This window comes from Roseomonas sp. SRI_022 (assembly GCF_057586215.1).
Genome location: NZ_JBYCZL010000016.1, coordinates 63,062 through 89,777, shown reverse-complemented (window position 1 = coordinate 89,777; position 26,716 = coordinate 63,062). Strand labels below are relative to the sequence as shown.

26 protein-coding genes are annotated in these 26,716 nt (G+C 69.4%); 19 read left to right on the top strand and 7 right to left on the bottom strand.

What is annotated here, in order from left to right; genetic code table 11:
• Positions 1 to 5 precede the first annotated feature (5 nt).
• Positions 6 to 917 (bottom strand): polysaccharide deacetylase family protein, encoded by a 912-nt coding sequence (locus tag AC2YHJ_RS16950; RefSeq protein WP_487397267.1) that lies wholly within the window; start codon positions 915 to 917, stop codon positions 6 to 8.
• 74 nt (positions 918 to 991) lie between these two features.
• Here AC2YHJ_RS16950 and rutA point away from each other — a divergent pair, with 74 nt between their 5' ends.
• The 5 genes from rutA to AC2YHJ_RS16925 are packed head-to-tail and all read left to right on the top strand — an operon-like array spanning position 992 to position 5,745.
• A complete protein-coding gene (gene rutA / locus AC2YHJ_RS16945; protein ID WP_487397266.1) occupies positions 992 to 2,077 on the top strand; it encodes a pyrimidine utilization protein A in 1,086 nt (361 codons plus the stop codon).
• A 48-nt stretch (positions 2,078 to 2,125) separates the two neighbouring features.
• Positions 2,126 to 3,541, top strand: a complete 1,416-nt coding sequence (locus AC2YHJ_RS16940; protein WP_487397265.1) for an amidase — start codon at positions 2,126 to 2,128, stop codon at positions 3,539 to 3,541.
• A gap of 4 nt (positions 3,542 to 3,545) precedes the next feature.
• Positions 3,546 to 3,854, top strand: a complete 309-nt coding sequence (locus AC2YHJ_RS16935; protein ID WP_487397264.1) for an alkylphosphonate utilization protein — start codon at positions 3,546 to 3,548, stop codon at positions 3,852 to 3,854.
• Positions 3,855 to 3,867: 13 nt separating this feature from the next.
• The gene (locus AC2YHJ_RS16930; protein ID WP_487397263.1) at positions 3,868 to 4,737 is read left to right on the top strand and encodes a fumarylacetoacetate hydrolase family protein; all 870 of its coding nucleotides are present in this window, start codon (positions 3,868 to 3,870) and stop codon (positions 4,735 to 4,737) included.
• 36 nt (positions 4,738 to 4,773) lie between these two features.
• Positions 4,774 to 5,745 (top strand): tripartite tricarboxylate transporter substrate binding protein, encoded by a 972-nt coding sequence (locus tag AC2YHJ_RS16925; RefSeq protein ID WP_487397262.1) that lies wholly within the window; start codon positions 4,774 to 4,776, stop codon positions 5,743 to 5,745.
• A 6-nt stretch (positions 5,746 to 5,751) separates the two neighbouring features.
• Here the strand turns inward: AC2YHJ_RS16925 and AC2YHJ_RS16920 are convergent, their stop codons facing one another.
• Complete coding sequence (locus AC2YHJ_RS16920; protein ID WP_487397261.1) at positions 5,752 to 6,738, bottom strand: Bug family tripartite tricarboxylate transporter substrate binding protein; 987 nt, start codon at positions 6,736 to 6,738, stop codon at positions 5,752 to 5,754.
• Positions 6,739 to 6,875: 137 nt separating this feature from the next.
• Here AC2YHJ_RS16920 and AC2YHJ_RS16915 point away from each other — a divergent pair, with 137 nt between their 5' ends.
• From AC2YHJ_RS16915 to AC2YHJ_RS16905, 3 genes are read left to right on the top strand one after another with little or no spacing between them, the layout of a single operon-like run.
• On the top strand, positions 6,876 to 8,447 hold the full coding sequence (locus AC2YHJ_RS16915) for an ABC transporter substrate-binding protein (RefSeq protein WP_487397260.1): 1,572 nt from the start codon (positions 6,876 to 6,878) through the stop codon (positions 8,445 to 8,447).
• A 16-nt stretch (positions 8,448 to 8,463) separates the two neighbouring features.
• The gene (locus tag AC2YHJ_RS16910; protein ID WP_487397259.1) at positions 8,464 to 9,837 is read left to right on the top strand and encodes an amidase; all 1,374 of its coding nucleotides are present in this window, start codon (positions 8,464 to 8,466) and stop codon (positions 9,835 to 9,837) included.
• A 59-nt stretch (positions 9,838 to 9,896) separates the two neighbouring features.
• Positions 9,897 to 11,075, top strand: coding sequence for a M20 family metallopeptidase (locus AC2YHJ_RS16905; RefSeq protein ID WP_487397258.1), 1,179 nt, complete (start codon positions 9,897 to 9,899; stop codon positions 11,073 to 11,075).
• Between the two features lie 107 nt (positions 11,076 to 11,182).
• Here AC2YHJ_RS16905 and AC2YHJ_RS16900 read toward each other — a convergent pair whose 3' ends face one another.
• Positions 11,183 to 12,151, bottom strand: coding sequence for a Bug family tripartite tricarboxylate transporter substrate binding protein (locus AC2YHJ_RS16900; protein WP_487397257.1), 969 nt, complete (start codon positions 12,149 to 12,151; stop codon positions 11,183 to 11,185).
• A 64-nt stretch (positions 12,152 to 12,215) separates the two neighbouring features.
• Positions 12,216 to 13,184 (bottom strand): tripartite tricarboxylate transporter substrate binding protein, encoded by a 969-nt coding sequence (locus AC2YHJ_RS16895; protein WP_487397256.1) that lies wholly within the window; start codon positions 13,182 to 13,184, stop codon positions 12,216 to 12,218.
• 121 nt (positions 13,185 to 13,305) lie between these two features.
• Between AC2YHJ_RS16895 and AC2YHJ_RS16890 the strand changes: the two genes are divergently transcribed.
• On the top strand, positions 13,306 to 13,752 hold the full coding sequence (locus AC2YHJ_RS16890; RefSeq protein ID WP_487397255.1) for an acyl-CoA thioesterase: 447 nt from the start codon (positions 13,306 to 13,308) through the stop codon (positions 13,750 to 13,752).
• Here AC2YHJ_RS16890 and denD read toward each other — a convergent pair.
• The gene (denD, locus tag AC2YHJ_RS16885; protein WP_487397254.1) at positions 13,749 to 14,732 is read right to left on the bottom strand and encodes a D-erythronate dehydrogenase; all 984 of its coding nucleotides are present in this window, start codon (positions 14,730 to 14,732) and stop codon (positions 13,749 to 13,751) included. The genes AC2YHJ_RS16890 and denD overlap by 4 nt on opposite strands.
• Positions 14,733 to 14,797: 65 nt before the next feature.
• Here denD and AC2YHJ_RS16880 point away from each other — a divergent pair, with 65 nt between their 5' ends.
• The 7 genes from AC2YHJ_RS16880 (at position 14,798) to AC2YHJ_RS16850 (ending at position 22,357) form a co-directional block, all read left to right on the top strand.
• Positions 14,798 to 15,973, top strand: coding sequence for a diaminopropionate ammonia-lyase (locus tag AC2YHJ_RS16880; protein WP_487397253.1), 1,176 nt, complete (start codon positions 14,798 to 14,800; stop codon positions 15,971 to 15,973).
• A gap of 73 nt (positions 15,974 to 16,046) precedes the next feature.
• Positions 16,047 to 17,396 carry a sn-glycerol-3-phosphate ABC transporter substrate-binding protein UgpB gene (gene ugpB / locus AC2YHJ_RS16875; RefSeq protein ID WP_487397252.1) on the top strand — a complete coding sequence of 450 codons (1,350 nt, stop codon included), beginning with the start codon at positions 16,047 to 16,049 and terminating at the stop codon, positions 17,394 to 17,396.
• Positions 17,397 to 17,424: 28 nt separating this feature from the next.
• A complete protein-coding gene (ugpA, locus tag AC2YHJ_RS16870; protein WP_487397251.1) occupies positions 17,425 to 18,306 on the top strand; it encodes a sn-glycerol-3-phosphate ABC transporter permease UgpA in 882 nt (293 codons plus the stop codon).
• On the top strand, positions 18,306 to 19,202 hold the full coding sequence (ugpE, locus tag AC2YHJ_RS16865; RefSeq protein WP_487397250.1) for a sn-glycerol-3-phosphate ABC transporter permease UgpE: 897 nt from the start codon (positions 18,306 to 18,308) through the stop codon (positions 19,200 to 19,202). The genes ugpA and ugpE overlap by 1 nt, the downstream gene beginning before the upstream one ends.
• A 4-nt stretch (positions 19,203 to 19,206) precedes the next feature.
• Positions 19,207 to 20,274, top strand: a complete 1,068-nt coding sequence (locus AC2YHJ_RS16860; RefSeq protein ID WP_487397249.1) for an ABC transporter ATP-binding protein — start codon at positions 19,207 to 19,209, stop codon at positions 20,272 to 20,274.
• Between the two features lie 64 nt (positions 20,275 to 20,338).
• Positions 20,339 to 21,316: a Bug family tripartite tricarboxylate transporter substrate binding protein gene (locus AC2YHJ_RS16855; protein WP_487397248.1), complete on the top strand. Its 978-nt coding sequence runs from the start codon at positions 20,339 to 20,341 to the stop codon at positions 21,314 to 21,316.
• Between the two features lie 72 nt (positions 21,317 to 21,388).
• The gene (locus AC2YHJ_RS16850) at positions 21,389 to 22,357 is read left to right on the top strand and encodes a Bug family tripartite tricarboxylate transporter substrate binding protein (RefSeq protein ID WP_487397247.1); all 969 of its coding nucleotides are present in this window, start codon (positions 21,389 to 21,391) and stop codon (positions 22,355 to 22,357) included.
• A gap of 39 nt (positions 22,358 to 22,396) precedes the next feature.
• On the opposite strand, the gene AC2YHJ_RS16845 is transcribed toward AC2YHJ_RS16850, so the two are convergent.
• Positions 22,397 to 23,152, bottom strand: a complete 756-nt coding sequence (locus tag AC2YHJ_RS16845; protein ID WP_487397246.1) for an SDR family NAD(P)-dependent oxidoreductase — start codon at positions 23,150 to 23,152, stop codon at positions 22,397 to 22,399.
• A gap of 74 nt (positions 23,153 to 23,226) precedes the next feature.
• Entirely contained in the window at positions 23,227 to 24,456 is a 1,230-nt protein-coding gene (locus AC2YHJ_RS16840) for an ABC transporter substrate-binding protein (RefSeq protein ID WP_487397245.1), read from the bottom strand.
• Positions 24,457 to 24,588: 132 nt separating this feature from the next.
• Here AC2YHJ_RS16840 and AC2YHJ_RS16835 point away from each other — a divergent pair, with 132 nt between their 5' ends.
• The 3 genes from AC2YHJ_RS16835 (at position 24,589) to AC2YHJ_RS16825 (ending at position 26,614) form a co-directional block, all read left to right on the top strand.
• Positions 24,589 to 25,596, top strand: a complete 1,008-nt coding sequence (locus tag AC2YHJ_RS16835) for an NAD(P)H-quinone oxidoreductase (protein WP_487397244.1) — start codon at positions 24,589 to 24,591, stop codon at positions 25,594 to 25,596.
• Positions 25,597 to 25,683: 87 nt separating this feature from the next.
• Positions 25,684 to 26,424, top strand: coding sequence for an SDR family NAD(P)-dependent oxidoreductase (locus AC2YHJ_RS16830; RefSeq protein ID WP_487397243.1), 741 nt, complete (start codon positions 25,684 to 25,686; stop codon positions 26,422 to 26,424).
• A 4-nt stretch (positions 26,425 to 26,428) separates the two neighbouring features.
• Entirely contained in the window at positions 26,429 to 26,614 is a 186-nt protein-coding gene (locus AC2YHJ_RS16825; RefSeq protein WP_487397242.1) for a hypothetical protein, read from the top strand.
• Positions 26,615 to 26,716: the final 102 nt, after the last annotated feature.

Genomic DNA, 26,716 nt, shown 5'->3' with positions numbered 1-26,716 from the left:
TGTCGTCAGCCCTTCGGCGCCATGCCCGCCTGCGTCGCGCACCAGCGTGCCACCTCCTCATGCGTGCCGAACCACACGCCGGGCGTGCCCTTCATCAGCGTCACCAGCCGGTCGAGCAGCGCGATGCGGCTACGGTGGCCGATGACGTGCGGGTGCATCGTCAGCAGGAACAGCCCGCCCTCGGCGACCGCGCCTTCGAACTCGGCGCGGAAGATCTCCTCCACCGCGGAAGGCGGCGTGTAGGGCCTCAGCCCCGAGAAGCGCAGCATGTTGAAGTACACGGCATCGTCGCGGATCCACTCCGGCGGCAATTCGACGATGCCGGTCGGCTTGCCCTGCACCTCCAGCTCATAGGGATCATCATCGGCCATCAGCGAGGAATCGTAGAGCAGCCCGAGCTCGCGGATGATGTCCATGGTATCGACGGAGAAATCCCAGGACGCGGTGCGGATGCCGACGGGGCGGTGGCCGCTGATCTTCTCCAGCGTATCAGCGGCGCGGAAGGTCAGGTCGCGCTCGACGCCCGGCGGCAACTGCGTGTTGGCCTCATGGATCCAGGAATGGATCCCGATCTCGTGGCCTTCATCCGCCACCGCGCGCACTTCCTGCGGATGCAGCAACGCGGAGACGGCGGGGTAGAAGAAGGATGCGCGAACGCCGTGCCGATCGAGCAGCGCGCGGATGCGCTTCACGCCCTGGCGCGACCCGTATTGCCCCTGGCTGATGCGCATCGGGCTTTCATCCGAATCGCGCAGCGGGATCGTCTCATGGTCCGCATCGAAGGAGAGCGAGACGGCGCAGCGCGCCCCGCCCGGCCAGGACGACGGCGCGAGCGATCGTCCCGCCCGGGCACGCCCGACGATGTGACGCCATTCCGCCTCGCTCCAGTCCCAAGGCTTCTTCGCGCTATCGCTCATCGGTGATCTCCGTGCCGTCAGGGATGGCACGGTAATTGCCCGCCAGGGGGCGTCAACCGGCAGCGGAGCGAGCCATGGATATCGGCGTCTTCATCCCGATCAACAACAATGGCTGGATCATCTCCGCCACCTCGCCGCAGTACATGCCGAGCTTCGATCTCAACAAGGCGGTGGTGCAGAAGGCCGAGGGCTACGGCTTCGACTTCGCCCTTTCGATGATCAAGCTGCATGGCTTCGGCGGGAAGACCGAGTACTGGGACCACGGCCTCGAGAGTTTCACGCTGATGGCGGGGCTGGCCGCCGTCACGTCGCGCATCAGGCTCTTTGCCTCGGTCGCGGTGCTGACCATCCCGCCCGCGATCATCGCGCGCATGACGAGCACGATCGATTCCATTTCCGGCGGCCGCTTCGGCGTGAACATCGTCTCGGGCTGGCACGCGAAGGAATACAGCCAGATGGGCCTGTGGCCGGGCGACCAGCACTTCGCCCAGCGCTACGACTACAGCACCGAATACGTCACCATCATGCGCCAGTTGTGGGAGACCGGGCATTCGGATTTCAAGGGCGAGTATTTCCGCATGGACGACTGCGTCCTGTCGCCCCGCCCGAAGGCGCCCGTGAAGGTGGTCGCCGCCGGACAATCCGACCGCGGCATGGCCTTCGCCGCCGAACTCTGTGACTACAATTTCTGCCTCGGCGAGGGCGTGAACGAGCCCACCCGCGCCGCATCGGTCCCCGCGCGCGTGCTGGAGGCCGGCAGCAGGACCGGGCGCGATGTCGGCGCCTACATGCTCTACATGATCATCGCGGAGGAGACGGACGAGGCCGCCTGGGCCAAGTGGCGGCTCTACAACGAGGGCGCCGACAAGGAGGCGCTGGCCTATCTCCACGGCAAGGCGGCCGAGGACACCACGGCGGCCGATACCTCGATGGCCGCGGCCGTGCTGCGCTCGCCCTCCCCGGTGAACTGGAACATGGGCACTCTGGTCGGCTCCTACGCCAATGTCGCCAGGATGATGGACGAGGTCGCGGCCATGCCCGGCGTGAAGGGCATCATGCTGACCTTCGACGACTTCCTCGAAGGCCTCGACAAGTTCGGCGAGCGCATCCAGCCGCTGATGGAATGCCGCAAGGACCGGCTGCCGCTGGCGGCGGAATGACCGGCCCCTGACTTGAACGGCGCGGGTCGGGGGGACATGGTGCCGGCCATGTCCGACACCGACCCCGCCCTGATGCCCGCCGAGACGCTCCTCGGCCTCTATGCCCGCCGCGCCCTTTCGCCGGTCGAGGCGCTGAAGGCCGTGATGGAGCGCGTTGCGCGCTACAACCCCTGGGTCAATGCCTTCGCGGCGATGAATCCGCGCGCCCTGCAGGCAGCGGGCGAGAGCGAGGCGCGCTGGGCCGCCGGCCGCCCCATCGGGCCGCTGGACGGCGTGCCGGCCACGGTGAAGGACCTGCTCAACCTGGCCGGCTTCCCGACCCGGCGCGGCAGCCGCGCGACCGACACGACGCCGGCAGGCGAGGACGCGCCGGCGGTGATGGGGCTGAAGGAAGCGGGCGCCGTCATCCTCGGCAAGACGACGACGACCGAATTCGGTTGGAAGTCGCCCGGCGACTGCCCGCTGAACGGCATCACGCGCAACCCGTGGAACCCGCAGCGGACGCCGGGCGGTTCGAGCAGCGGCGCCGGCGCGGCTGGCGCGGCCTGCTTCGGCCCGCTGCATATCGGCACCGATGCGGGCGGGTCGATCCGCATCCCCGCGGCCTATTGCGGCCTGGTCGGCGTGAAGCCCTCCTTCGGGCGCATCCCGCAATGGCCGCTCGGCGCCTTCGGCCATGTCGCCGTCGCCGGGCCGATGACGCGCACGGTGCGCGACGCGGCGCTGATGTTCTCCGCCATGGCCCGCTTCGACCTGCGCGATCCCTATTGCCTGCCTGATGAACCGCGCGACTGGCGCGCCGGCATCGAGGACGGCGTCGCCGGGCTGCGCGTCGCCCTGGTGCGGCGCATGGGCTTCGAGCCGCCTCTCGACGCGGATGGCGAGGCGGTGCTGGCCGGCGCGGCGCAGATGCTTGCCGAACAGGGCGCGATCGTGGAGGAGGCCGATCCCGGCCTGCCCGACACCCGTGCGATCTTCGGCCGTGTCTGGGGCGTGGCGCTGTCCCGCGTGCTGGCCACAATCCCGGAGGAGAAGCACGCCCTGCTGGACGCCGGCATGGTCGAGGTGGCGCGGAAGAATGGCGGGATGTCCGCCGTGGATTACCTGGCTGCCGAGGCGATGCGCCTGGAGGCCGCGCACGCCATGGCGCGCTTCCACCAGCGCTACGACCTGGTGCTGACCGCCTGCACGCCGACCGCGGCCTTTGCGGCCGACCAGCCGACGACGCAGCCGGACCTCGCATTGTGGCGCGACTGGGCGCCGTGGACCTTCGCCTTCAACCTGACGCGCCAGCCGGCGATCTCCGTGCCGGTGGCGCTGGACGGGGAGGGCATGCCCCGTGGCGTGCAGGTGGTCGCGGCGCTGTATCGCGACGACCTGGCCTTCCGCGGTGCGCGCGCCCTGGAACGCGCGGCGACGCTGCCGCTCGCCAACCCCGCCGAAACCGCGCCGCAGAGGGGTTGAGGCCATGTCCGGCAGCGATGACGACTACGTCTACGACGAAGCGACAGGCGAGTGGCGCCCGGCCGCGGAGGTCGCCGCCGCGGCCGCCGCGGCCGGCCAGCGCGTGGTGCGCGATTCGGCCGGCAACGCCTTGGCTGATGGCGATTCGGTCACCGTCATCAAGGACCTGAAGGTGAAGGGCGCCGGCCAGACGCTGAAGCAGGGCACGGTCATCCGCTCGATCCGCCTGACGGACAATGACGAGGAGATCGACTGCCGCTACGAAGGCATCAAGGGTCTGGTGCTGCGCACCGAATTCGTGCGCAAGCGATAGAAGGGGAATTGCCATGCGCCTGGTCACGTTCAAGGACGCCAAGGGAACGCGCATCGGCGCGCTGGATGAAACCGGCAAGGTGCTGGATCTTCTCGCCGCGGATGCGTCGCTGCCGCGCGACATGCTGGCGCTGATCGCCGGCGGCGCGCTGCCAGCGGCGCGTGCGGCGTCGGAAAAGGCGCCTGTCGCGGAGGGTGCCACCATCCTCGCCCCCATCCCGCGCCCCACGAAGAACGTCTTCTGCGTCGGCAAGAATTACCATGAGCACGCGAAGGAGTTCGCCAGCAGCGGCTTCGACGCGACGGCGAAGGAAGTGGTGCCCGAGGCGCCGGTGGTGTTCAGCAAGCCGCCCACCAGCGTGATCGGCCCGCACGATCCGATCCCCTCCTTCCTCGATTCCTCGAACAGCACGGATTACGAGGGCGAGATCGCCGTGGTGATCGGCAAGGGCGGTCGCGGTATCCGCGAGGCCGACGCCTATGCCCACATCTTCGGCTACACCATCGTCAACGATGTCACCGCGCGGACGCTGCAGCACAAGCACCGGCAGTGGATCCTGGGCAAGGGGATCGATGGCTTCTGCCCCATGGGCCCGGCGATCGTCACGGCGGATGCCGCGGGCGTGCCGCCGAAACTGTCCATCTCGACCTGGGTGAATGGCGAATTGCGCCAGCGTGCCAGCGTCGACGATCTGATCTTCGGCATCCCGACCCTGATCGCGACGATCAGCGCGGCGATCACGCTGGAACCCGGTGACATCATCGCGACGGGCACGCCTGCCGGGGTCGGCATCGGCTTCACGCCGCCGAAGTTCCTCAAGCCGGGCGACAGGATCCGTATCGAGGTGCCGGGCATCGGCGTGCTGGAGAACCCCGTCGCGTGACCTGACCCCAACGACAATCACCGGGAGGAAACAGGAATGAAGCGTCGCGTCCTGATCGGCTCCGCCGCGGCTGCCGCTTTCGCGCGCGCTGCCGTGGCGCAGGAGGTCTTCCCCTCGCGTCCCGTCAGCATCGTCGTCGCCTTCCCGCCCGGCGGCCAGGCGGATGTGGTCGGCCGTCCGGTTGCCGCGGCATTGGAACGCATCTGGCGCGTCGCCGTGCCCATCGTGAATCGCGGCGGTGCGGCGGGCGCGATCGGCAATGCCGCGGTCGCGCGCGCGACGCCGGATGGCTACACGCTGCTGATGGCGCTGTCGTCGATGGCGCTGCTGCCCGAGGCGGCGCGCGTGAACGGCCGGGAGCCGACCTATTCGACCGACCAACTCGCGCCCATCGCGTTGTTCGCTGCCGACCCGACCGTGCTGGTGGTGCCCGCGGCATCGCCGATCCGCACGCTCGAGGCCTTCATCGCCGATGTGAAGGCGCGGCCCGGGCAGGTCTCCTACTCCTCGGCCGGCAACTACTCCGCGCTGCATGTGCCGATGGCGCAACTGGCGCAGGCGGCGGAGCTCGACATGCTGCATGTGCCCTTCCAGGGCGGCGGGCCTGCGCTGACGGCGTTGCTCGCCGGTCAGGTGCAATGCATGGCCTCAGGTCCGGGACCGATCGCCCCGCATGTGCGCAGCGGCGCGCTGCGTCCCATCGCCACCTGGGGCCGCACGCGTCTCGCCGGCTTCGAGGATGTGCCGACGCTGATCGAGAAGGGCTTCCGGGACTGCGAGTTCTACATCTGGGTCGGCCTCTTCGCGCCGACGGGAACCCCCGCGCCGGCCATGGCGCGCATCCGCGAGGCGTCGCGCCAGGTCGCGGCGGATGCCGAGTTCCGTCGCGCCATGACGGCGAGCGGCAATACCCTCGACTTCCGCGAAGGCGACGCTTTCGCCGCCTTCTATGCCGAGGACGCCGCGCGGCTGGTGCGCGTGGTCCGCGCCCTGGGCAAGATCGAGTAGCGCGCGTCAGTCCGGCCGCGCGCCGCTGCTGCGCACGGCTTCCGCCCAGCGGGCGCGTTCGCGTGCGAGGAAGCGGTCGAGGTCGCCATCGCCGACCCTGACCGGCGTGGCGCTGCGTGCACGCATCAGCGCGTGATAGGATTCCGCCGCCGTCACTTCCGCCAGCGCGGCAGACAGGCGCTGCGCGATCGGCACCGGCGTCGCTGCCGGGACGAACAGCCCGAACCAGTTCGGCACATCGAGGTTGGGGAAGCCAGCTTCCACCAGGGACGGCACGTCCGGCAGCTCCGCTGCACGCTCGCGCGTCGCGATGCCGACGATGCGAACCTGTCCGGATTGATGCAGCGGCAGCGCCGTGGTCAGCGCGTCGAACAGCATCGCCACCTGGCCGGCGATCAGGTCGGCGAGCGCCGGCGGGCTGCCGCGATAGGGCACATGCACCATGCGCAGCGTGGCATCGGCCGCGAAGAGCTCTGCCGTCAGATGCGTCAGCGATCCACTGCCGGACGATGCGAAGGGCACCTCGCCGGGCTTGGCGCGCGCCGCGGCGACCAGCGCGGGTAAGGTCGGTTCAGGCAATGCGCGCGGGCTGACCAGCATGACATTCGCTTGGCCGCCCAGCATGCCGAGGCAGGTGAAGTCGCTGTCCGGATCGTAGTTCAGCCTTCCGTAGAGCGGCTTCGCGATGCCCATCACCGCCGGCCCCACGGCGAGCATGGTGTAGCCATCGGGCGCCGATTTCGCGACGGCCTCGGACCCCACATTGCCGCCCGCACCCGCACGGTTTTCCACCACCACCGGCTGGCCGAGCGCGCGCGAGAGCCCTTCTGCGGCCGCGCGCGCCAGGATGTCGGTGATGCCGCCCGGCGCGAAGGGCACGACGACCCGCAGCGGGCGATTGGGGAATCCGCTCTGCTGCGCGCGGGCAATGCGCGGCATGGCGAGCGAGGCCGCCAGCAGCAGGGCGCGGCGCGATAGTGCATGCAACATCATGATCTCCGAGCCAATCGACGTGGCGCGATCCTCGGCCCGATTGGCTCGGCACGAAAGATGCCGCCTGCCGTCGCCCCGTGGTCTTGTCGGGTTTGGAAACACGGATGAGAGTGACGGGTAGGCATCGGAGTGTGCGGATGCGAATGCATTGGGCAGCCGGAATTGCGGCGTGGATCCTCGCCGCGACGCAGAGCGCAATCGCGCAATCGCTGACCGTCGCGCTGGCCGCGACGCCGACCGCGGTCGATCCGCATTTCCACAATTTGGTGCCGAACAACGCCATCGCGGCACACGTCTTCGACCGGCTGGTACATCAGGATGAACGCCAGGCGTTGGTGCCGGGCCTCGCCGAGTCCTGGCGAGCGGTGTCGGACACGCAGTGGGAGTTTCGCCTGCGGGAAGGCGCGGCGTTCCATGACGGCTCGCCGGTGGAGGCGGAGGACGTCGCGGCGAGCCTGCGACGCGTCCCCGCCGTGCCGAACAGCCCCGGCCCCTTCACCCAGTTCGTGCGTGGCATCGCCTCGGTCGAGGTCGTGGATTCGCGCACTCTGCGCCTGACGACACGCGGCCCGCAGCCGCTGCTGCCGACCGACCTGTCGGTGGTGAACATCATCCCGCGCCGCTTCGAGTCGGCGGCGACCGCCGAATTCCGCACCGGCGCAGCGATGATCGGCAGCGGCCCCTTCCGCTTCGAGAGCTTCACGCCGGGCGACCGCGTCGTGCTGACGCGCAACGACGCCTATTGGGGCGGCGCGCCGCATTGGGCACGCGTGACGTTGCGCATCGTGCCGAATGACAGCGCGCGGGTCGCCGGCCTGCTCGCCGGCGATGTCGATGCGATCGAAGCCGCCCCGATCTCGCAGCTCGACGCGCTGCGCCGGCGGCAGGACATGCGGCTGTGGCGGACCACGTCCAATCGCGTGATGTTCATCAGCTTCGATACCTTCCGCGACGTCACGCCGCATGCCGCCGCGCGCAACGGCCAGCCCCTGCCGGCGAATCCGCTGCGCGACGTCCGCGTGCGCCGTGCCATCTCCATGGCGATCAATCGCCCGGCGATCGTCGAGCGGCTGATGGGCAACGAGGCGATCGCGGCTGGCGGCATGTTGGCCGAGGGCTTCTTCGGCGCCAGCCCACGCCTGCCGCCGCCCGCCTTTGACCTGGATGGCGCGCGCCGCCTGCTGCGCGAAGCGGGCTATCCCGACGGCTTCCGCCTGACCATCCATGGCCCGAACGATCGCTTCCCGAACGATGAGCAGATCCTGCAGGCGGTGGCGCAGATGCTGACCCGCATCGGCATCGAGGTGCGCGCGGAGGCGATGCCCTTCAACCTGATCCTCTCCCAGGGCGGGCCGCCGAACTACGCTTTCTCGGCCATGCTGCTTGGCTGGGGCAGCAATACGGGCGAGGCGTCCTCGCCGCTGCGCGGGCTGGTCGCGAGCGTCGATCGCGAGCGTGGCCTCGGTGTGGCCAATCGTGGACGGTATTCCAATCCGGCGCTGGATGCGATCATCGTCCGCGCGCTCGGCACCGTTGATGACGGCGCCCGCCGCGCCTTGCTCGAGGAGGCGCAGGAGCGCGCCATGACCGACCAGGCCCTGGCACCGATCCTCTACCAGGTGAATATCTGGGCGACGCGCGGCGGCGTCGCCTATGTCCCGCGCGCGGACGAATTCACGCTCGCGCGTTTCTTCACACCGGCGCAATGACGCGGAGAATTTCGATATGACTGAGGATATCTGGCGGCTTTCCGCGACGGCGCTCGCCGCGCGCTATCGCGATGGGAGCCTGACGCCGAGTGCCGCGCTGCGCGCGGTGCTGGATCGCATCGCCGCGGCCAATCCGAAGCTGAATGCCTTCGCCACGCTGGATGAGGCTGGCGCGACCGCGGCCGCCAAGGCCGCCGATGCGCGCTTCGCGGCCGGCAAGCCGCTCGGCCCGATGGATGGCGTGCCGGTGTCGATCAAGGACAACATCACCGTCGCGGGGCTGCGCTGCGCCTGGGGCAGCGCACTGTGGATGGACTACGTGCCCGACGCCGACGAGACGCCGGTGGCGCGGCTGCGTGCGGGCGGCGCGGTGATCCTCGGCAAGACCAACGTGTCGGAGTTCACGCTCGGGCGCGGCAATGTGGATACGCCGAGCTTCGGCACCACGCGCAACCCGTGGAACACGGCGCTGACGCCGGGGGCGTCGACCGGTGGCGGCGCGGCATCGGTGGCGTCGGGCTTCGGGCCGGTGACGCTCGGCACCGATGGCGGCGGTTCGATCCGCCGCCCCGCCTGCCATTGCGGGCTGGTCGGGCTGAAGCCATCCACCGGGCGCGTGGCGCGGCGCGACGGGCTGCCGATCATCCTCGACGATGCAGAGGTGATCGGGCCGATCGCGCGCACGGTCGATGACCTCGCCACCACGCTGTCCATTATCCAGGGACCGTTGGACGAGGACCGGCTGTCCGTCGGCGTGCCGGGGCCGCATGAGGAACCGCCGCCGCCCAAGGGCCTGCGCATCCTCTACGTGCCGCGCATCGCGCAGTGGGAGGTGGAGGCACCGGTCGCCGCATCCTGCGCCGAGGCAGCGCGCAAGCTCGCCGCACTCGGGCACAACGTGACCGAGGGCGAGTTGCCTGTCGATATCTCCCTGTTCGAGAAGCACTGGCCGGTGATCGGCGCTGCCGGCCTCGCCTGGGTGCTGCGCGGCAAGGAGTGGAAGGGCCGCATCGGTGCGATCTACGAGGAGATGATGGCGAAGGCGGAGACCCTCTCCGCTGCCGACTATGTCGATGCGATGAACGCCTTCCGCGAGGTGCAGGCGCAGTTCGCCCGTGCGTTCCGCGATTGGGACGTGATCGTGATGCCGTCCGCCGGTGCGATGCCGTGGGATGCGACGAAGTTCGGCCCGCCCTATCACCGCGCCTTCACCGGCATCGTCAATGCGGGCGGGCTGCCGGGGCTGAACGTGCCGGTCGATCCGGCGCCGGACGGGCTGCCGATCGGCGTGCAACTGGTCGGGCCCTATGGCGCCGACTGGAAGCTGATCGCGCTGGCCCGGCAGTATGAGGCCGCCTACCCCTGGGCGCAGCGCTGGCCTTCGATCTGACCGACCCCTTTCCGTGACGCCTTGCCGGTGCAAGTCTCCGCCCGGCAAGGAGACACGGCATGACCACCGAAGCGCAGATCACCGCCTGGCTGGCATCGCAGAAGGACGCGATGCTGGCCGAACTCGCCGAGATGGTGAACACCGACGGCGGGTCCTACGACAAGCTGGGCGTTGACCGCACCGGGGAGCAGGTGAAGCGCTTCCTGCTGTCGCACGGCATCGCGGCGGAGGTGCTGCCGCAGCAGAAGCATGGCGACTGCATCCGCGGCATCGTCGAGGGCGGGCACACGCTCGGCACCGGCAACCAGCGGTCCAACATCGTGCTGATGGGCCATCGCGACACGGTCTTCCCCAAGGGTGAGCCGGAGCGCCGCCCCTTCCGCATCGAGAATGGCCGCGCCTATGGTCCCGGTGTCGCCGACATGAAGGCCGGCATCGTGATGAACATGTTCGTCCTCGCCGCCTTCGCGAAGTTCGGCGGCGCGCCCGGCCCGCTGGTCGGCCTGTTCACGGGCGACGAGGAGATCGGCAGCCCCGAAGGCCGCCCGGTGATCGAGGCCGAGGCGAAGAATGCGCGCGTCGTCTTCAACAGCGAACCGGGCCGTGCCTCGGGCAATGTCGTGAAGGCGCGCAAGGGCGGCGTGTTCTCCGTCGTCGATCTCGAAGGCAAGGCCGCGCATTCCGGCGGCAACTTCGAAGCCGGCATCAGCGCGATCGGGGAGGCGGCGCACAAGATCGTCGCCATCCATGCGCTGACCGACCTGAAGCGCGGGATCACGCTGAATGTCGGGCTGATCCAGGGCGGCCAGTCGGTCAACACCACCGCGCCGAACTGCCAGTTCCAGATCGACCTGCGCTACATCGAGCCGGCCGATCGCGACGAGATCATGGGCAAGATCCACGACATCGTCGCGCGCGCCTTCGTCCCCGGGACGAAATCCAAGCTGACGATCAAGGGCGAGTTCCTGCCGCTGAACCCCACCCCCGCATCGGATCGTGTCTTCGCGGTGTATCAGGCGGCGGCGGCCGATAGCGGGCTGAAGGTGGAAGGCGAGTTCACCGGCGGTTGCGCCGATTCCGGCTTCACCGCGGCGATGGGCGCGCCGACACTCTGCGCGGTCGGGCCGGTGGGCGGCCTCGCGCACAGCCCGGAGGAATACCTCGAGGTCGAGAGCTTCGTGCCGCGCGCGCAGGCGATGGCGCGTGCGATCGCTCGGCTGGAGCAGACGGGGCTGTAGAGCAGATCCCGATCAGGTGGGATCACCTGATCGGGTGAAGATACCCGCGAATACAACTGGCTGGAGACGTCGCCGTGAGCCGGGGCGAACGGGACGATCTCCAGCCGTCAGCCCCGCCAGGGCCGCACCTGCCACAACTGCCGCAGATTGTTGTCCACCTGCTGCGCGAGGGCCTTGTATTCCGCGCCAACGACGGGCCGCAGCGGCATGGATTGCCGCTCCGCCTCGCGCCGGAAGCCCTCGTCGTTGAGCGCGTTGCGGAATGCCGCCTCCAGCCGCGCCACGATGGCGGGCGGCATGTTCGGCGGGCCGACGATGCCGCGCGACGCGCTGCCGGCGACGTCGATGCCGAGTTCACGGAAGGTCGGCACCTCGCCGGCCTCCGGCTGCCGCCGCGCAGCGGCCTGCGCCAGCATGCGCAGCTTGCCCTCCCGCACCAACTGCAGCGCGTCGTTCACATTCATCACGGCCAGATCCATGTTGCCGCCGAGCAGTTGCGGGATCAGCGGCGCGGCGCCGGCGAAGGGCACCTGCACCATCGGCGGGACATTCGCCGCCGCCTCGAAGGCCAGCATGAACAGGTGGTCGTCGCTGCCGATGCCCGTGGTGCCGTAGGTCAGGTGGTTTGGTCGTGCGCGCGCGGCCGCGACGATGTCCGACACGCTGCGGAAGGGGCTCTCGGCGCGGACATAGAAGCAGTTCGCATCCTCGACGATGTTGCACAGGAAGGTGAAGTCCATCGCGCGATAGCGCACCGGACGTTCGAGCGGGATGGCGTTGTGCGCCGGGATCGTCGTGGCACCCAGGGTGTAGCCATCGGCGGCCGCATTGAAGGTCGCCTCCAATCCGATCTGCCCGGCCGCGCCTGTGCGGTTCACCACCACCGGGCGGAAGCCGGGGATCTGCACCGCGACCAGCGGCATGATCAGCCGCGTCATCACATCCACGCCGCCGCCGGCGGGGAAGGGGACGATGATCTCGACGGGCTTGTCGCCCGGCCAGGCGGCCTGGGCACGGGCGATGCCGGGCGCGGCAAACACCCCCGCCCCGGCGAGCAGGGCGCGACGCGTGGTCATGGACCTTCCTCCCTTGGTTCTTGGGAGGAAGGCTAGGCAGCGCGGCGTCGTCGCCGCAAGGAAATCAGCGCCGCCAGGGGCGCCGTGCGAACATCGCGCGCACCATCTCGCCCTCGCTCAGCACCATGTCGCGATAGGCCTGGCCGACCAGCGGGCGCAGCGGCAGGGAGATCCGGTCCGCAGCCTCGGTGAAGGCCGGGTCGGCGAAGGCGGCCGTGAAGGCGGCCTCCATGGCGCGCGTCGCCTCGGGCGGGAAGCCCGGCGGGGCGACGATGCCGCGCGCCGAACCGATCACCACGTCGAAGCCCTGTTCACGGAAGGTCGGCACGTCCGGCGCCGCGGACCAGCGGGCCGGCGATGCCTGGCCAAGGCAGCGGATCCGACCCTCCCGCATCAGCACGATCCCCTCGCTCATGTTGAAGGAGGCGACGTTGACCGACCCGCCCAGCAGGTCGCGCTGCACCTGCGCCGTGCCGTTGAAGGGGGCGTGCAGCGCGCGGATATCGGCCTTCTCCTCCAATCCCAGCAGCACCAGGTGGTCGTCGGACCCGACCCCGGCCGCGCTGCCGACCGACACGCTTTCGGGCTGGCGCTTCAGCGCCGCGACCAGGTCGCCCAGGCTGCGCAACGGCGAATTCGCCAGCACCCAGAGCCCGCAGGCGTCATCGACGATATTGGCGATGTAGGTGAATTCCTCCGCCTTCCAGCGCACCGAGCGCTCCAGCGGCAGGGTCGAGACGTTGAGGCTGCCGATCGCGCCGATCGTGTAGCCATCCGGCGTGGCGTTGAAGACCGCCTCCATGCCCAACTGGCCGGAGGCGCCGGGCCGGTTGCTGGCGACGAAGCGCACGCCGGGCAGGCGCGGCGTGATCTGGTGCGTCGCGAAGCGCCCCACGGCATCCACGCCGCCGCCGGGCGGGAAGGGGATGATGACCTCGATCGGCCGGTCGGCCGGCCAGGCGGCGCGCGCCGGCCGGATCATCGGCAGCGAAAGGCCGAGCGTGACGAGCGGCAGGTGGCGACGAGCGATCATGGCGTTTCCCCGGATGTTCTTGCCGACAGCCTCGCTGCGTCGCGCGGCGCGATCAAGGGGCGACTTTCCCCGCATCGCGCGGCGCAGCACAATCGGCGAGTACGGAATCAGGGACGGGATCATGGATGCGACGCTGCGCGAACGCTTCAGTGTCGAGGGGCAATGGGCGATCTGGCGGGAGCACGCCATCCGCTGGGCGGAATGCGACATCTACGCCCATGTGAACCACGCGGCCTACCTGACGCTGTTCGAGGACATGCGCATCGATTGGTGGCTCGGTGCCGGTGGTGCCTTCGCGCCGGACGCGCCCGGGCCTGTCGTCGGCACGCTGGAGGTGAAGTACCACCGCCCCGGCCATTTCCAGGACAAGGTGCTGCTGACGGCGCGCACCGCTTCCTTCCGCCGAACCTCTTTCGTCCATCAATACGGGATGTGGCGCGACGGGCTACTGTGTTCGGCCCGTGCGCTCTGCGTGGTGGTGGACAATGCAACCGGGAAGAAGGCCGAGATCCCGGAGGCGATGCGCCGGCTGATGGCCGAGCGCGACGGGGCGGTCGCGGAGGGCTAGATCCCCCGCTCCGCCTTGGTCGCGGCGAGGTCATCCTCGATGAAGGCCTGCACCAGGTCCTCGAGCGATTCCTGTTCGACGAAGCCGAGGCGGCGGGCGCGCGTCGCGGCGAAGGCAGCCGGCCAGCCGACGACGATGTCGTGGACTTCTTTGTCGAAGACGAAGCCAACCTTCTCGCGCGCCACATGGCCGGCGACCGCTTCCAGCGCCGCCAGCATCTTCGCCACCGTCGCGCTGCGCCCGGGCGGGTTGATGCCGCGATCCGCCCCGAGCGTGCTGGTGTCCATCGTCGCGGCGTGCAGGAACCACTCCATCGCGCTGCGCGGGGAACAGATCCACACCGCGAATTCCGGCGGCACCGGGCAGTCGGTCGAAAGCCCGAGCAGCGGTTCGCGCACCACCGCCGACACGAAGGAGGACGCCGCCTTGTTCGGCCGTCCGGGCCGCACCATCACCGTCGGCAGGCGGATCGACACGGCATCGAGGAAGCCCTTGCGCGAGGCGTCCTGCAGCAGCAATTCGCCGATCGCCTTCTGCGCGCCATAGGAATTGGTCGGCACCTGCCGCCCGTCATCCGGCACCACCGCATCCTGCCCGCCGCCGAAGGAGGCGACGGAGGAGGTGAAGATCACCCGGGGCTTCGTGCCGAGCGCCCGGCAGGCCTGCAGCACGGCCAGCGTGCCGTGCAGGTTCACCTTCATGCCCAGGTCGTAGTCGGCCTCCGCCGCCGCGCTGACCACGGCGGCGAGGTGGAAGACGACCTCCGTCCCCGTCGGGATGGCGGCGGCCACGGCGGTGGGGTCGGCGACATCCCCGCCCAGGCAGCGCAGCGGGAAGGGCGCGGCGATCGGCGCCGGCGCGGTCAGGTCGAACAGCGTCAGCCCGGTGATGGCCCGGCCGCCCAGCGCGCCGTCCTTCGCCAGCCGCGCGGCAAGCTTGCGGCCCAGGAAGCCGCCGCCGCCGAGGATGGTGATCTTCATGCCGTCCCTCCGATCTGCGCTTCCGGTTTGGCGCGCGCAGCGGCCGGGCGCAATATGCGCGCACCATGATCCCGACCTTTCCGTTCCGCTTCCTGATCAACCGCCGCCACGGGACGCCGGGCGTCGTCGTGCTTCCCGACAGCGGCTTCCGCCGCGCGAAGGAGGAGATCGCCTCCTGGCCGGGCTATGCGCCGACGCCGCTGGTGGACCTGGCGGATGCCGCCGCTGCCGCGCGGGTGGCGAGCGTCCACTATAAGGATGAGGGCGGGCGCTTCGGCCTCGGCTCCTTCAAGGCGCTCGGCGGCGCCTATGCGGTGATGCGGCTGCTGCAGGCGGAACTGGCGAAGCGCGGCACCGCCAATGCGGCGACCGCGGCGGAGCTGATGGAAGGCAAGTTCAAGGACGCCACGCGCGGCATCACCGTCTGCTGCGCGACCGACGGCAATCATGGCCGGTCCGTCGCCTGGGGCGCGCGGCTGTTCGGCGCGGCCTGCGTCATCTTCGTGCATGAGCATGTCAGCCAGGGCCGCCGCGACGCCATCGCGAAGTACGGCGCCGAGATCCGCGTCGTCCCCGGCAACTACGACGATGCGGTGCGGGAGGCACAGAAGCAGGCTGACGCCAATGGCTGGTTCGTTGTCTCCGACACCTCCTACCCCGGCTATACCGAGGTGCCGCGCGACGTGATGCAGGGCTATCGCGTGATGGCCGACGAAGCCGCTGAACAGATCGGCGCCGCACCGACGCATGTCTTCATCCAGGGCGGCGTGGGCGGTGTCGCGGCCGCGGTCTCGGCGCAGATGCGCGCACGCTTCGGCACCGCGGTCCGCATCGTCATCGCCGAGCCGGAGAAGGCCGCCTGCCTGCTCGCCAGCGTCGAGTCGGGGGCGCCGACGACGGTCGAGGGCGATCTCGATACGCTGATGGCGGGGCTTGCCTGCGGGGAGCCGTCGTTGCTCGCCTGGCAGGAACTCGAACGCGGCGCCTTCGCGGTCATGGCCGTGCCGGACGACAGCGCGGTCGCCTGCATGAAGGCGCTGGCCGCGCGCAAACCGGCCGTGGTGGCCGGGGAGAGCGCCGTCGCGGGCCTCGCGGCGCTGCTGCTTGCGGCGGGGGAGCCCTTCGCGCGTGCAGCATTGGGCCTCGATGAATCGAGCCGCATCCTGCTGTTCGGCACCGAAGGCGCGACCGATCCGGAGGTCTATGCGCGCCTCGTCGGACATGCCCCTTCATCTGACTGACGTCGTTCTGTAATCTCCCTGCAAAGACGCGCGGCTAAGCCGCCGCGTCGCCACAACGGGAGAGGACGAGCCGATGCACCGCCGTACATTGCTGACCGGGGCGATGTCCCTTGGTGTCGCCGCGCCCGCGCTGGGGCAGACCCAGCCCGTCGAGATCCAGTTCTGGCACGGCCTCGCCCAGCCGCTCGGCGGGATGCTGGAACAGCGCTGCACCGACTTCAACGCGAGCCAGTCGCGCTTCAAGATCGTGCCGTCCTTCCGCGGCTCCTATCCCGAGACGATGGTCGCCGCCATCGCCGCCTTCCGCGCCAACAACGCGCCACACATCGTGCAGATGTTCGAGGTCGGCACCGGCACCATGATGGGCGCCGGCCGGGCCGTGAAGCCGGTGCATGAGCTGCTGTCCGAGACCGGCGTGCAGATCGACTTCAACGACTACCTGCCCGGCGTGCGCGGCTACTACAGCCTGTCCGACGGGCGGATGATGTCGATGCCCTTCAACAGCTCGACCACCATCGTCTGGTACAACAAGGACGCCTTCCGCCGTGCGGGCGTCGATCCCGACAAGTTCCCCGAGACCTGGCAGGGCGTTGCCGAGATCCTGCCCAAGCTGAAGGCCGGCGGTGGCACCGCCGTGCCGATGAGCACCGCCTGGCTGACCTGGGCGCAGATCGAGAATTTCTCGGCCATCCACGATATCCCGCTGGCGACGCTCGCCAACGGCTTCGGCGGGCTGGGCACTGAATTGCGCATCAACAACCCGCTGGTGCAGCGCCATATGGAAGCGCTGGTGGCCTGGCAGCGCGACGGCCTGTTCCGCTACGGCGGCCGCAACAATGCCGGCGAGCCAGCCTTCCCGAATGGCGAGGCGGCGATCATGTACACCTCCTCCGGCTTCCGCGCCCGCGTGCAGCGGGAAGCGCGCTTCGGCTGGGGTGTCGCGATGCTGCCCTACTACCAGGGCACGCCGAATGCGCCGATCAACTCCATCATCGGTGGCGCCAGCCTGTGGGTGATGAACAAGGGGCCGGCGGCCGGCGGCGGCCGTTCGCGCGATGAATTCCAGGGCGTCGCGGAGTTCTTCAAGTACCTCAGCCAGCCCGAGATCGACGCGCAGTGGCACATGGATACCGGCTATGTCCCGGTGCGCCGCGCCTCCTATGCCATCGCGCGTGAGAAGGGCTTCTACCGCGACAATCCCGGCGCCGACGTGCCGATCGAACAGCTGCTGCGCGGTGGCGGCACGCTGACCGACAACAGCCGCGGCATCCGCCTCGGCGGTTTCGTCGAGATCCGCACCATCATGGAGGAAGAGCTGGAGCGCGCCTTCCAGGGCCAGCAGACGGCGCAGCAGGCGCTGGCGGCCGCGACCACGCGCGGCAACCAGGTGCTGCGCAACTTCGAACGGGCGAATCGCGGCTGATGTCCGCACCGGCGCCGCGGGGGATTGCTTGAGAAAAAAGGTCATCTTCCGCGGCGCCGTGCTGCCCTATCTGCTGCTGATGCCGCAGATGGCGATCACGTTGGTGTTCTTCTTCTGGCCGGCCGGCATGGCGGTGTGGCAGTCCACGCAGCGCGAGGACGCCTTCGGCCTGCGGGCGGAATTCGTCGCGCTCGAGAACTTCATCGACCTGTTCCATGACGCGATCTATCTGAATGCCGCCTGGAACACGGTCATCTTCTCGACCTCGGTGGCCGCGCTGGCGCTCGGTGCCGCACTCTTCCTCGCCGTGCAGGCGGACAAGCAGATCCGCGGCGCCGGCGTCTACAAGACGCTGCTGATCTGGCCCTATGCCGTCGCACCGGCGCTGGCGGCGGTGCTGTGGCTGTTCATCTTCCATCCCTCGATCGGCCTGGTCGGGCGCGGCTTCGCCTCCATCGGCATCAACTGGGATTACCGGGTCAATGGCGGGCAGGCGATGACCATGGTGATCCTCGCCGCCGCGTGGAAGCAGGTCTCCTACAACTTCATCTTCTTTCTGGCCGGGCTGCAGTCGATCCCGACCTCGGTGCTGGAGGCCGCGGCGATCGACGGCGCACGACCGATGCGGCGCTTCTGGACGGTGATCTTCCCGCTGCTGTCGCCCACCGCCTTCTTCCTGCTGGTGGTGAACCTGGTCTACGCCTTCTTCGACACCTTCGGCGTCATCCACGCGCTGACCCGCGGCGGCCCCGGCAATGCCACCGAGACGCTGATCTACAAGGTCTATGTCGATGGCGTGCAGAACCTCAATTTCGGGTCCTCGGCGGCGCAGTCGGTGATCCTGATGATCATCGTTATTGCCTTGACGGCGATCCAGTTCCGCTTCATCGAACGCCGGGTGCATTACTGATGTCGGGCGCGGCCATCGACGTCGAAGCCCTTGCCGCGGCATCACGCCGGCGCAAGGCGCGTGAGCGGGTGCTCACCCATGTCGCCCTGATCCTCGGCATCATCGTCTTCGCCCTGCCGATCTGGATCACCGTCGTGGGCTCCACCCACGACACCGATACGATCGGCCGTGGCGACGTGCCGCTGCTGCCGGGCGCGGAGGCGGTCCACAACTACGCCACCGCCTGGTTCCAAGGCGGCGGCGGGCGCAACACCTTCGTCGTGCCCGCCAGCACCATGCTGCTCAACAGCCTGATGATGGCGCTGCTGATCGCGGTGGGGAAGATCGCGATCTCCCTGCTGTCGGCCTTCGCCGTGGTGTTCTTCGCCTTCCCCGGGCGGATGATCTTCTTCTGGATGATCTTCATCACCCTGATGCTGCCGGTGGAAGTGCGCATCATCCCGACCTTCCAGGTGATGACCGACCTCGCGCTGATCGACACCATGACGGGGCTGACCCTGCCGCTGATCGCGTCAGCTACCGCCACGCTGCTGTTCCGCCAGTTCTTCCTGACCATCCCGGACGAATATGTGGAAGCGGCGAAGATCGACGGCGCCGGACCCTTGCGCTTCTTCAAGGATGTGGTGCTGCCGCTGTCGGTGACCAACGTCGCCGCGCTGTTCGTCATCCTGTTCATCTATGGCTGGAACCAGTATCTCTGGCCGCTGCTGATGGTGTCGAACCGGGATCTGGAAACCATCATCGTCGGCCTGACCAAGATGATCGGCATCGGCGATACGCAGAATGAGTGGAACCTGATCATGACCACCGCGGTCTTCGCCCTGCTGCCGCCCGTCGCGGTCGTGGTGCTGATGCAGCGCTGGTTCATCAGGGGCCTGACCGAGACGGAGAAATAGCCGCGTGGCGAGCCTCGACATCCAGGGCGTGACCAAGTCCTTCGGCGCCACGAAGGTGCTGCACGGCATCGACCTTGCCGTGCGGGACGGCGAGATGGTGGTGATTGTCGGTGCCTCGGGCTGCGGCAAATCCACCCTGCTGCGCATCGTCGCGGGGCTGGAGACGCCGACCGGCGGCCAGGTGCGGATCGAGGGGCTGGACGTCACGCCGCTGGAACCTGCCGACCGCGACATCGCCATGGTCTTCCAGACCTACGCGCTCTATCCGCACATGACGGTCTTCGACAACATGGCCTATGGGCTCAAGATCCGCGGCCTGCCGAAGGCCGAGATCCGCACCCGCGTCGAGGAAGCCGCCGGGCTGCTGTCGATCGGCCAGTTGCTGGACCGCAAGCCGCGCCAGCTTTCGGGTGGGCAGCGCCAGCGCGTCGCCATGGGGCGCGCCATCGTGCGCCACCCCAAGCTGTTCCTGTTCGACGAGCCACTGTCGAACCTCGACGCCAAGCTGCGCGTGCAGATGCGCGCTGAAATCCGCCGGCTGCAGAAGCGCCTGTCCGTCACCTCGCTCTTCGTCACCCATGACCAGGTCGAGGCGATGACGCTCGGTGACCGCCTGGTGGTGATGCATGAAGGCCGCGCCGCACAGATCGGCACGCCGATGGAGGTGTGGTCGCGGCCTGCCGACACCTACGTCGCCAGCTTCATCGGCAGCCCGGCGATGAACTTCCTGCCGGCGACGCTGACCGAGGGCGGCAACGCGGCGCGCCTCGCCGGCGGCACCGTCTGGCGCTTCGCCGACGGCGCGCGGGCAGGTGGCGAGGGTCAGCGCGTCACCATCGGCATCCGCCCCGAACACCTGCTGCCGGATGGCCAGGATGGGCTGCCGGTCACCATCGACCTTGCCGAGCCGCTCGGTTCCGAGACCGTGCTGCATGGCCGGCTGTCCGACGGCACCGCGCTGACCGCGCGCATCGCCGGCGGCGTGCCGACCGAGGCGCTGCGCCTCGCGCCCGAACTCCCCGCGCTGCATGTTTTCGATGCGGAGAGCGGCCGGCGTCTCGATCCCGCCTGACGCCATTGACGCGCGGGGCGCGTGGCTTCCAGATACCGGCAACCAAACCGGGAGGAACCCACGCATGAATCGTCGCCATATCCTCGGCCTCGGCGCTGCCGGCGCCCTTGCGCCATTCGCCGCGCGCGCCCAGGCGCCCGCCTGGCCGACCGCGCCCGGGCGCATCATCGTTCCCTTCGCCGCCGGTGGTCCGACCGACATTCCCGCGCGACTGCTCGCCGATGAGATGTCGAAGTTCCTGCCCCAGCGCCTCGTGGTCGAGAACCGCACCGGATCGGGCGTGGTGATCGGCACCGATGTCGTCGCCAAGGCGCCGAAGGATGGCCAGACCATCCTCTACACCACGGTCGGGCACGCCTATCTGCCGGGCTTGTTCGACCAGCTTCCATTCGACCCGGTGGCGGATTTCACCCCCTGCGCCTTCATCGGCCAGATCCCGCAGATCATGCTGGTCAACAAGGACTTCCCGGCGCGCACCCTGCCGGAGCTGATCGCGCTGCTGCGCGCCGATCCGGGCAAGTACGACTATGCGTCGTCCGGCAATGGCGGCGCCGTCCACCTCGGCACCGAGCTGTTCCTGCACACGGCGGGCGGGCTGCGGGTGAATCACATCGCCTTCCGTGGTTCCTCCGCCGCGATGCCGGAAGTGCTGTCCGGCCGCATCCCGATGATCTTCGACGTCGCCGCCGGCGCGCTGCCCTACATCCAGCGGGGCGAGTTGCGCGCGCTCGGCATCAGCACGCGCACGCGCATGCCCTATGCCCCCGACATCCCCACCTTCATCGAGGGCGGGGTGCCCGATTTCGAATGCTACACCTGGCACATGGCGATGGCGCCCGCGGGCACGCCGATGCCCGTCGTGCAGGCGATCAATGGCGCCTTCAACCGCGCCCTCGCCATCCCGGCGGTGCAGCAGCGCCTGGCGCAGATGACGATGAACGTCACCACCGACAGCACGCCGGACAGCGCCGCACGCTTCCTCCGCAGCGAGATGGCGAAGTGGACGCCGGTGATCCGCGCGGCGGGCATCCGCCCGAGCTAAACGGGCGGTCCCCGGGGCGGTTGACGCATGCCAGGGCTTGGTCCATGCGTCCGCCCTTCGGGAGATTGCCATATGAACCGTCGTGAACTGCTGGGCCTTGGCGCCGCCGCGGCCCTCGCCCCCGTTGCCGCCCGCGCACAGGCCTGGCCGACCCAGCCCGTGCGTCTCGTGGTGCCCTTCGCCGCCGGCGGGCCGACCGACATTCCCGCCCGCCTCTTCGCCGATGAGCTCTCCAAGATCCTGCCGCAGCGGGTGATCGTGGAAAACCGCACCGGCGCCGGCGTGGTGGTCGGCACCGACGCCGTCGCCAAGGCGCCGAAGGATGGGCAGACGCTGCTCTACACCACGGTCGCGCATTCGGTGCTGCGCCCACTGTTCCCGCGCCTCCCGTTTGATCCCGTGGCGGATTTCACCCCCGTCTCGCTGATCGGCGTGATCCCGATGGTGATCACGGTGAACAAGGATTTCCCCGCGCGCACACTGCGCGAACTGATCGACCGCCTGCGCGCCGAGCCCGGCAAGCACGACTACGCCAGCAGCGGCAATGGCGGCGCGCTGCACCTTGCGACGGAATTGCTGCTGCGCGGCAGCAATGTGCGCGCCAACCACGTGCCCTATCGCGGGACCGCGGCGGCGATGCCGGATGTGCTGAACGGCTCCGTGCCGATCATCGTCGATGTCGCGACGACGACGCTGCCCTTCGTGCAGCGCGGTGAGACCCGTGCCCTGGCGGTGATGGACGAACAGCGCCTGCCGCAGCTGCCCGACGTGCCGACCACGGCCGAGGCCGGCTTCCCGGGCCTGCTCGCCTATACTTGGCACATGGTCATGGCCCCGTCGGGCACGCCGGCACCGATCCTCGATGCCGCTGCTGCTGCCTTCGGCAAGGTCGCGGCCGAACCGGACGTGCGGCGGCGCCTGTCCGACCTCGCCATGCGCGTGTCGGACGACACCACGCCCGCGCGGGCCGAGGCCTGGCTCACCGCCGAGCGCACCAAGTGGGAAAGCATCATCCGCGAAGCCGGCATCCGCGCGGATTGATCGACCCGGCGCGCGGCACGGCCGCGCGCCGCGGCCGCGTCAGGGCCCGCCGTTCGCGTTCCACCCGGCATCCACGGCCAGCACCGCCCCGGTGATGGCCCCGGCGGCGGGGGAGGCGAGGAAGCAGGCGAGTGCCGCAACTTCCTCCGGCCGTACCAGCCGCCGCAGCGGCGCGCGCGCGACCAGCCGCGCCCGATCGAGACGGCCCTGCACGACAAGGTCGCTGACCAGTGTCGTGTCCGTGTAGCCGGGTGCCAGCGCATTCACCCGCACCCCTTGCGGCCCCCATTCGCAGGCCAGCGCCCGGGCGAGGTTCGCGACGGCGGCCTTGGTCGCGCAATAGGCGGCGCGCTCCGCCCCGCCGATGCTCCCATAAAGCGAGGAGGTGAACAGGATCAGCCCCGACCCGTCGCGCAGCATCCGCCGTCCGGCGGCCCGCGCTGTCAGGAAGGCGCCGGTCAGGTTCACATCCACCGTGCGCCGCCAATCCGCGACGGAGAGTTCGAGGCTCGGCGTATTCATCGCGAAGCCAGCATTGGCCAGCGCGACATCGACGCCGCCCCAAGCTGCATCCATCGCGGCGAAGGCGGCTTCCACCTCCTCCTCAACGGCGACATTGCCGGTGACGCAGATCCAGCCCGGCGGCGCATCGGGCACCGCGTCGCGGTCGAGGATGCAGATGCGCGCGCCGCACGCGGCGAAGGCCTCGGCGACCGCGCGCCCGATGCCGCGCGCACCGCCCGTCACCAGCACGCGCGGGTCACGGTGTGGCTGCGGCGACAACGCCTCAGCCATCGGCGCGCGCCTTCAGCCGCATGGCTCCTGTCTCGCGCATCGGTTTCCTCCCCTGGCTGTCCACCGCGTCGGCGCTATCCCGACGTGACGCCCATCTGGCCGCGCAGCGACGCGACGGCCGCCTCCTGTGGGAACACCGTCACCTGGTTGCCGTCCTGCCATTGCAGCAGGAAGGGCCGCGCGCGGGTGTTCTGGCCGCGCTCGTCGAAGCGCACGCCCCAGCCGGTGGCGGTGGTGCCCTCGGCGATGTCGGTCGCCAGCACCGCAGTCCGGATGCGGTCCTTGTCCGTGCCTCCTGCGCGCTGCACGGCATCGAGGAATACCTTCGCGCCGAAATAATTCGCCAGCGAATGCCCCGATCGCGGATCGGACCCGTAGCGCCGCTTGTAGAGATCGACGAAGGCGGAAACGCCGGGTGCGAAGCGTTCATTCACGGCGAACTGCGTGAAGTCCACATTCATCACGCCGTTGAAGGCGGGGCCCACGGCGCGCGCGGTCTCGCTCAGCGAATACCCGGCGCCCGAGCCGATCACCATGCGCGGCTTCCAGTTTGCCTCCTGCATGCCGCGGAAGAACACCACGATGTCGTTCTGGTAGCCGGTGTGCAGCACGATGTCCGCATTGGCGCCGCGCAGGCGCTGGATCGCCGAGGCGAGATCCGCCGAACGCGAGGAATAGGCGAGCTTTTCGACCAGGTTCAGCCCGCGCGCGCGGATCTGCTGTTCCTGGAAGCCGGAGACGGTCTGGCCATACAGCGCATCTTCATGCAGCACGGCGATGCGCAGCGTCGTCGGATCGACGTTGTAGATCGGCGCCAGCGCATCCGGCACGGCGGCGACCGTGGCGGTTCCGAAATCCGACGATCGCGGGCAGGTACGGAAGACGTAGCGGAAGCCGCGATCGGTGATCGGGTCGCTGATCGCGCCCATCTCGAAATAGGGAACGCCCTGCAACTCGCTGACCTGCGTCGCGGCGAAGCTCAGCGTGGAGGCATAGGTGCCGAACACGGCGGCGACGCGCTCGGCGCTCATCAGCCGGCGCACCTCGGCGATCGCCTGGGCCTGGTCCACCGCGTCGGCCTTGGCGAGCCGGATCTGGCGCCCGAGCACGCCGCCGGCGGCGTTGCGTTCCTCGACCGCAACCTCCAGGCCGCGGAAGCTCTCGTCGCCGAGCAGGGCGAGGCTGCCGGAAAAGGGGAAAAGCGCGCCGAACCGCAGATCCTGTCCCTGGGCCATGGCCAGCCGCGGCACCGCAGCCGTGGCGGCCAGTCCCGCCAACAGCGGGCGGCGACGGATCTGGTACATGGCCTTCCTCCGGGATCCCGACCTCGCCGCGATGTTCCGCGCCCTGCCAGCCCCTGGCAAGCCCGCCGCCGCCTTGACGCGCATGCGCCACGGGGAGAATGGTCGCGCCACACGCCAAGGGGGAAGACGCGCATGCCGACGCTACCGCAGGAGATGACGATCATCGACCATGGCGCCGGTGGCGGGCCGGAGGTGCTGGTGCCGGCGCGCGCACCCGTTCCGGTGCCGAAGCCGGATGAGGTGCTGATCCGCGTCATGGCCACCGGCGTGAACCGGCCCGATGTGCAGCAGCGCAGTGGCAACTACCCGCCTCCGCCGGGCGCGAGCCCGATCATGGGCCTGGAATGCGCGGGGGAGGTCGTCGCCGCCGGCGATGCCGTCACGCGCTACAAGGTGGGTGACCGTGTCTGCGCGCTGACCAATGGCGGCGCCTACGCCGAGTATTGCGCGGCCCCCGAGGCGCAGACGCTGCCCTGGCCCGCAGGCTACGACGCGATCCGCGCGGCCGCCTTGCCCGAGACCTATTTCACCGTCTGGGCGAACATGTTCGGCCACGGGCGGCTCGAGGCCGGCGAGACGGTCCTCGTCCATGGCGGCACATCGGGCATCGGCGTCACCGCCATCCAGCTGGCCAAGGCCTTCGGCGCGCGCGTCTTCGCCACCGCCGGCAGCGACGACAAATGCGCCGCCTGCCTGCGCTTCGGTGCGAATGCGGCGATCAACTACCGCACCCAGGACTTCGCCGAGGAAGTCCGCCGCCTGACCGACAAGAACGGCGTCGATGTCATCCTCGACATGGTGGGCGGCGCCTATTTCCAGCGGAACCTGCGCAGCCTCGCCTGGGATGGGCGTCTGGTGCTGATCGCGTTCCTCGGCGGGTTCGAGGTGGAGAAGGCCGATCTCCGCCCCATCATGCTGAAGCGGCTGACGGTGACCGGCAGCACGATGCGGCCGCGCACGACGCTGCAGAAGGGCAAGCTCGCCGCCGCGCTGGAAGCCAAGGTCTGGCCGATGCTGGCCAAGGGCGCGGCCGGCCCGGAGATCTACCGCACCTTCCCGCTGGCCGAGGCCGCCGCCGCGCATCGCCTGATGGAAAGCAGCGAGCATATCGGCAAGATCATGCTGAAGGTCGCGGACTGACCAAGGCGGCGGCGCCGCGTGTCGCGACGCTCCGTGGCGGCCTCGTGATGACGTGACGACGCACCGGCAGAAGCAAGGAACACGGCCATGTTCGACCTGACCGGCAAGGTGGCCCTGATTACCGGGGCGAATGGCGGCATCCCGCGCGCCACGGCGGCGTTGTTCCGGCGCCTTGGCGCGCATCTGGTGCTCACCGACCTCGACCCGGAGGCGGTGGAGGCCTTCGCCGCCACGCTGCCGGCCGCTGAGGCGCGCATCCTCACTGCCCGGGTTGATGTGACCAAACCCGAGGAGGTGGACGAGGCCGTCGCCATGGCCGGGCGCGAATTCGGCGGCATCGACATCCTGGTCACCGGCGCCGGCCTTTATGTCGAGCAGGAGGTCACCGCCATGACGGATGCCGATTGGCATCTGACCCTCGGCGTCAACCTCGACGGTGTCTTCTACGCCTGCCGCGCAGCGATGCCGTTGCTCCGCAAGGGCGGGTCGATCGTCAACATCGCCTCCATGGCCGGGCATCGCGGATCGGTGCGCCACGCGCATTACGCGGCCTGCAAATCGGCGGTGCTGGGTTTCACCCGGTCCCTGGTGCATGAACTCAGCCCGCGCGGCATCCGTGCCAACTGCGTCTCCCCGGGCATCATCGCGACGCCGATGACCGAGGCGATCATGGCGCAGAATGGCCCATCACTGATCGCCAACACCCCGATGCGCCGGTTCGGCACGCCGGAGGAAGTCGCCTCCGTCATCGCCTTTCTCGCCTCCGACGCCGCCGCCTTCGTCACCGGCGAGACCATCCACATCAATGGCGGGTTGTACATGGATTGAGCCGGTGTTCCTGACCCTGCTCGCCGTCGCGCTGGTCCTCGCCCTGCTGGTCGGGCGGCTGCCGCGTGGCGCTTCGCGTGCCTTCGCCGCTGGCGGGGCGGTACTGGCCTTGGTCGGCGCGGCCCTGGTCCGGCTGCGCGCCAGCCACCTGCCGGGGCATGGCCCGCGCCGCTGGCACAATCCATCGTGACAGCCTAAGGCTTGATGCCGACGGCCCACGGCTTTCCAAAAAGTCGCGCGTGCGCTCAGAATACCGCGGAATCGCGACCCTCACATGGTTCTTCCAACGGAC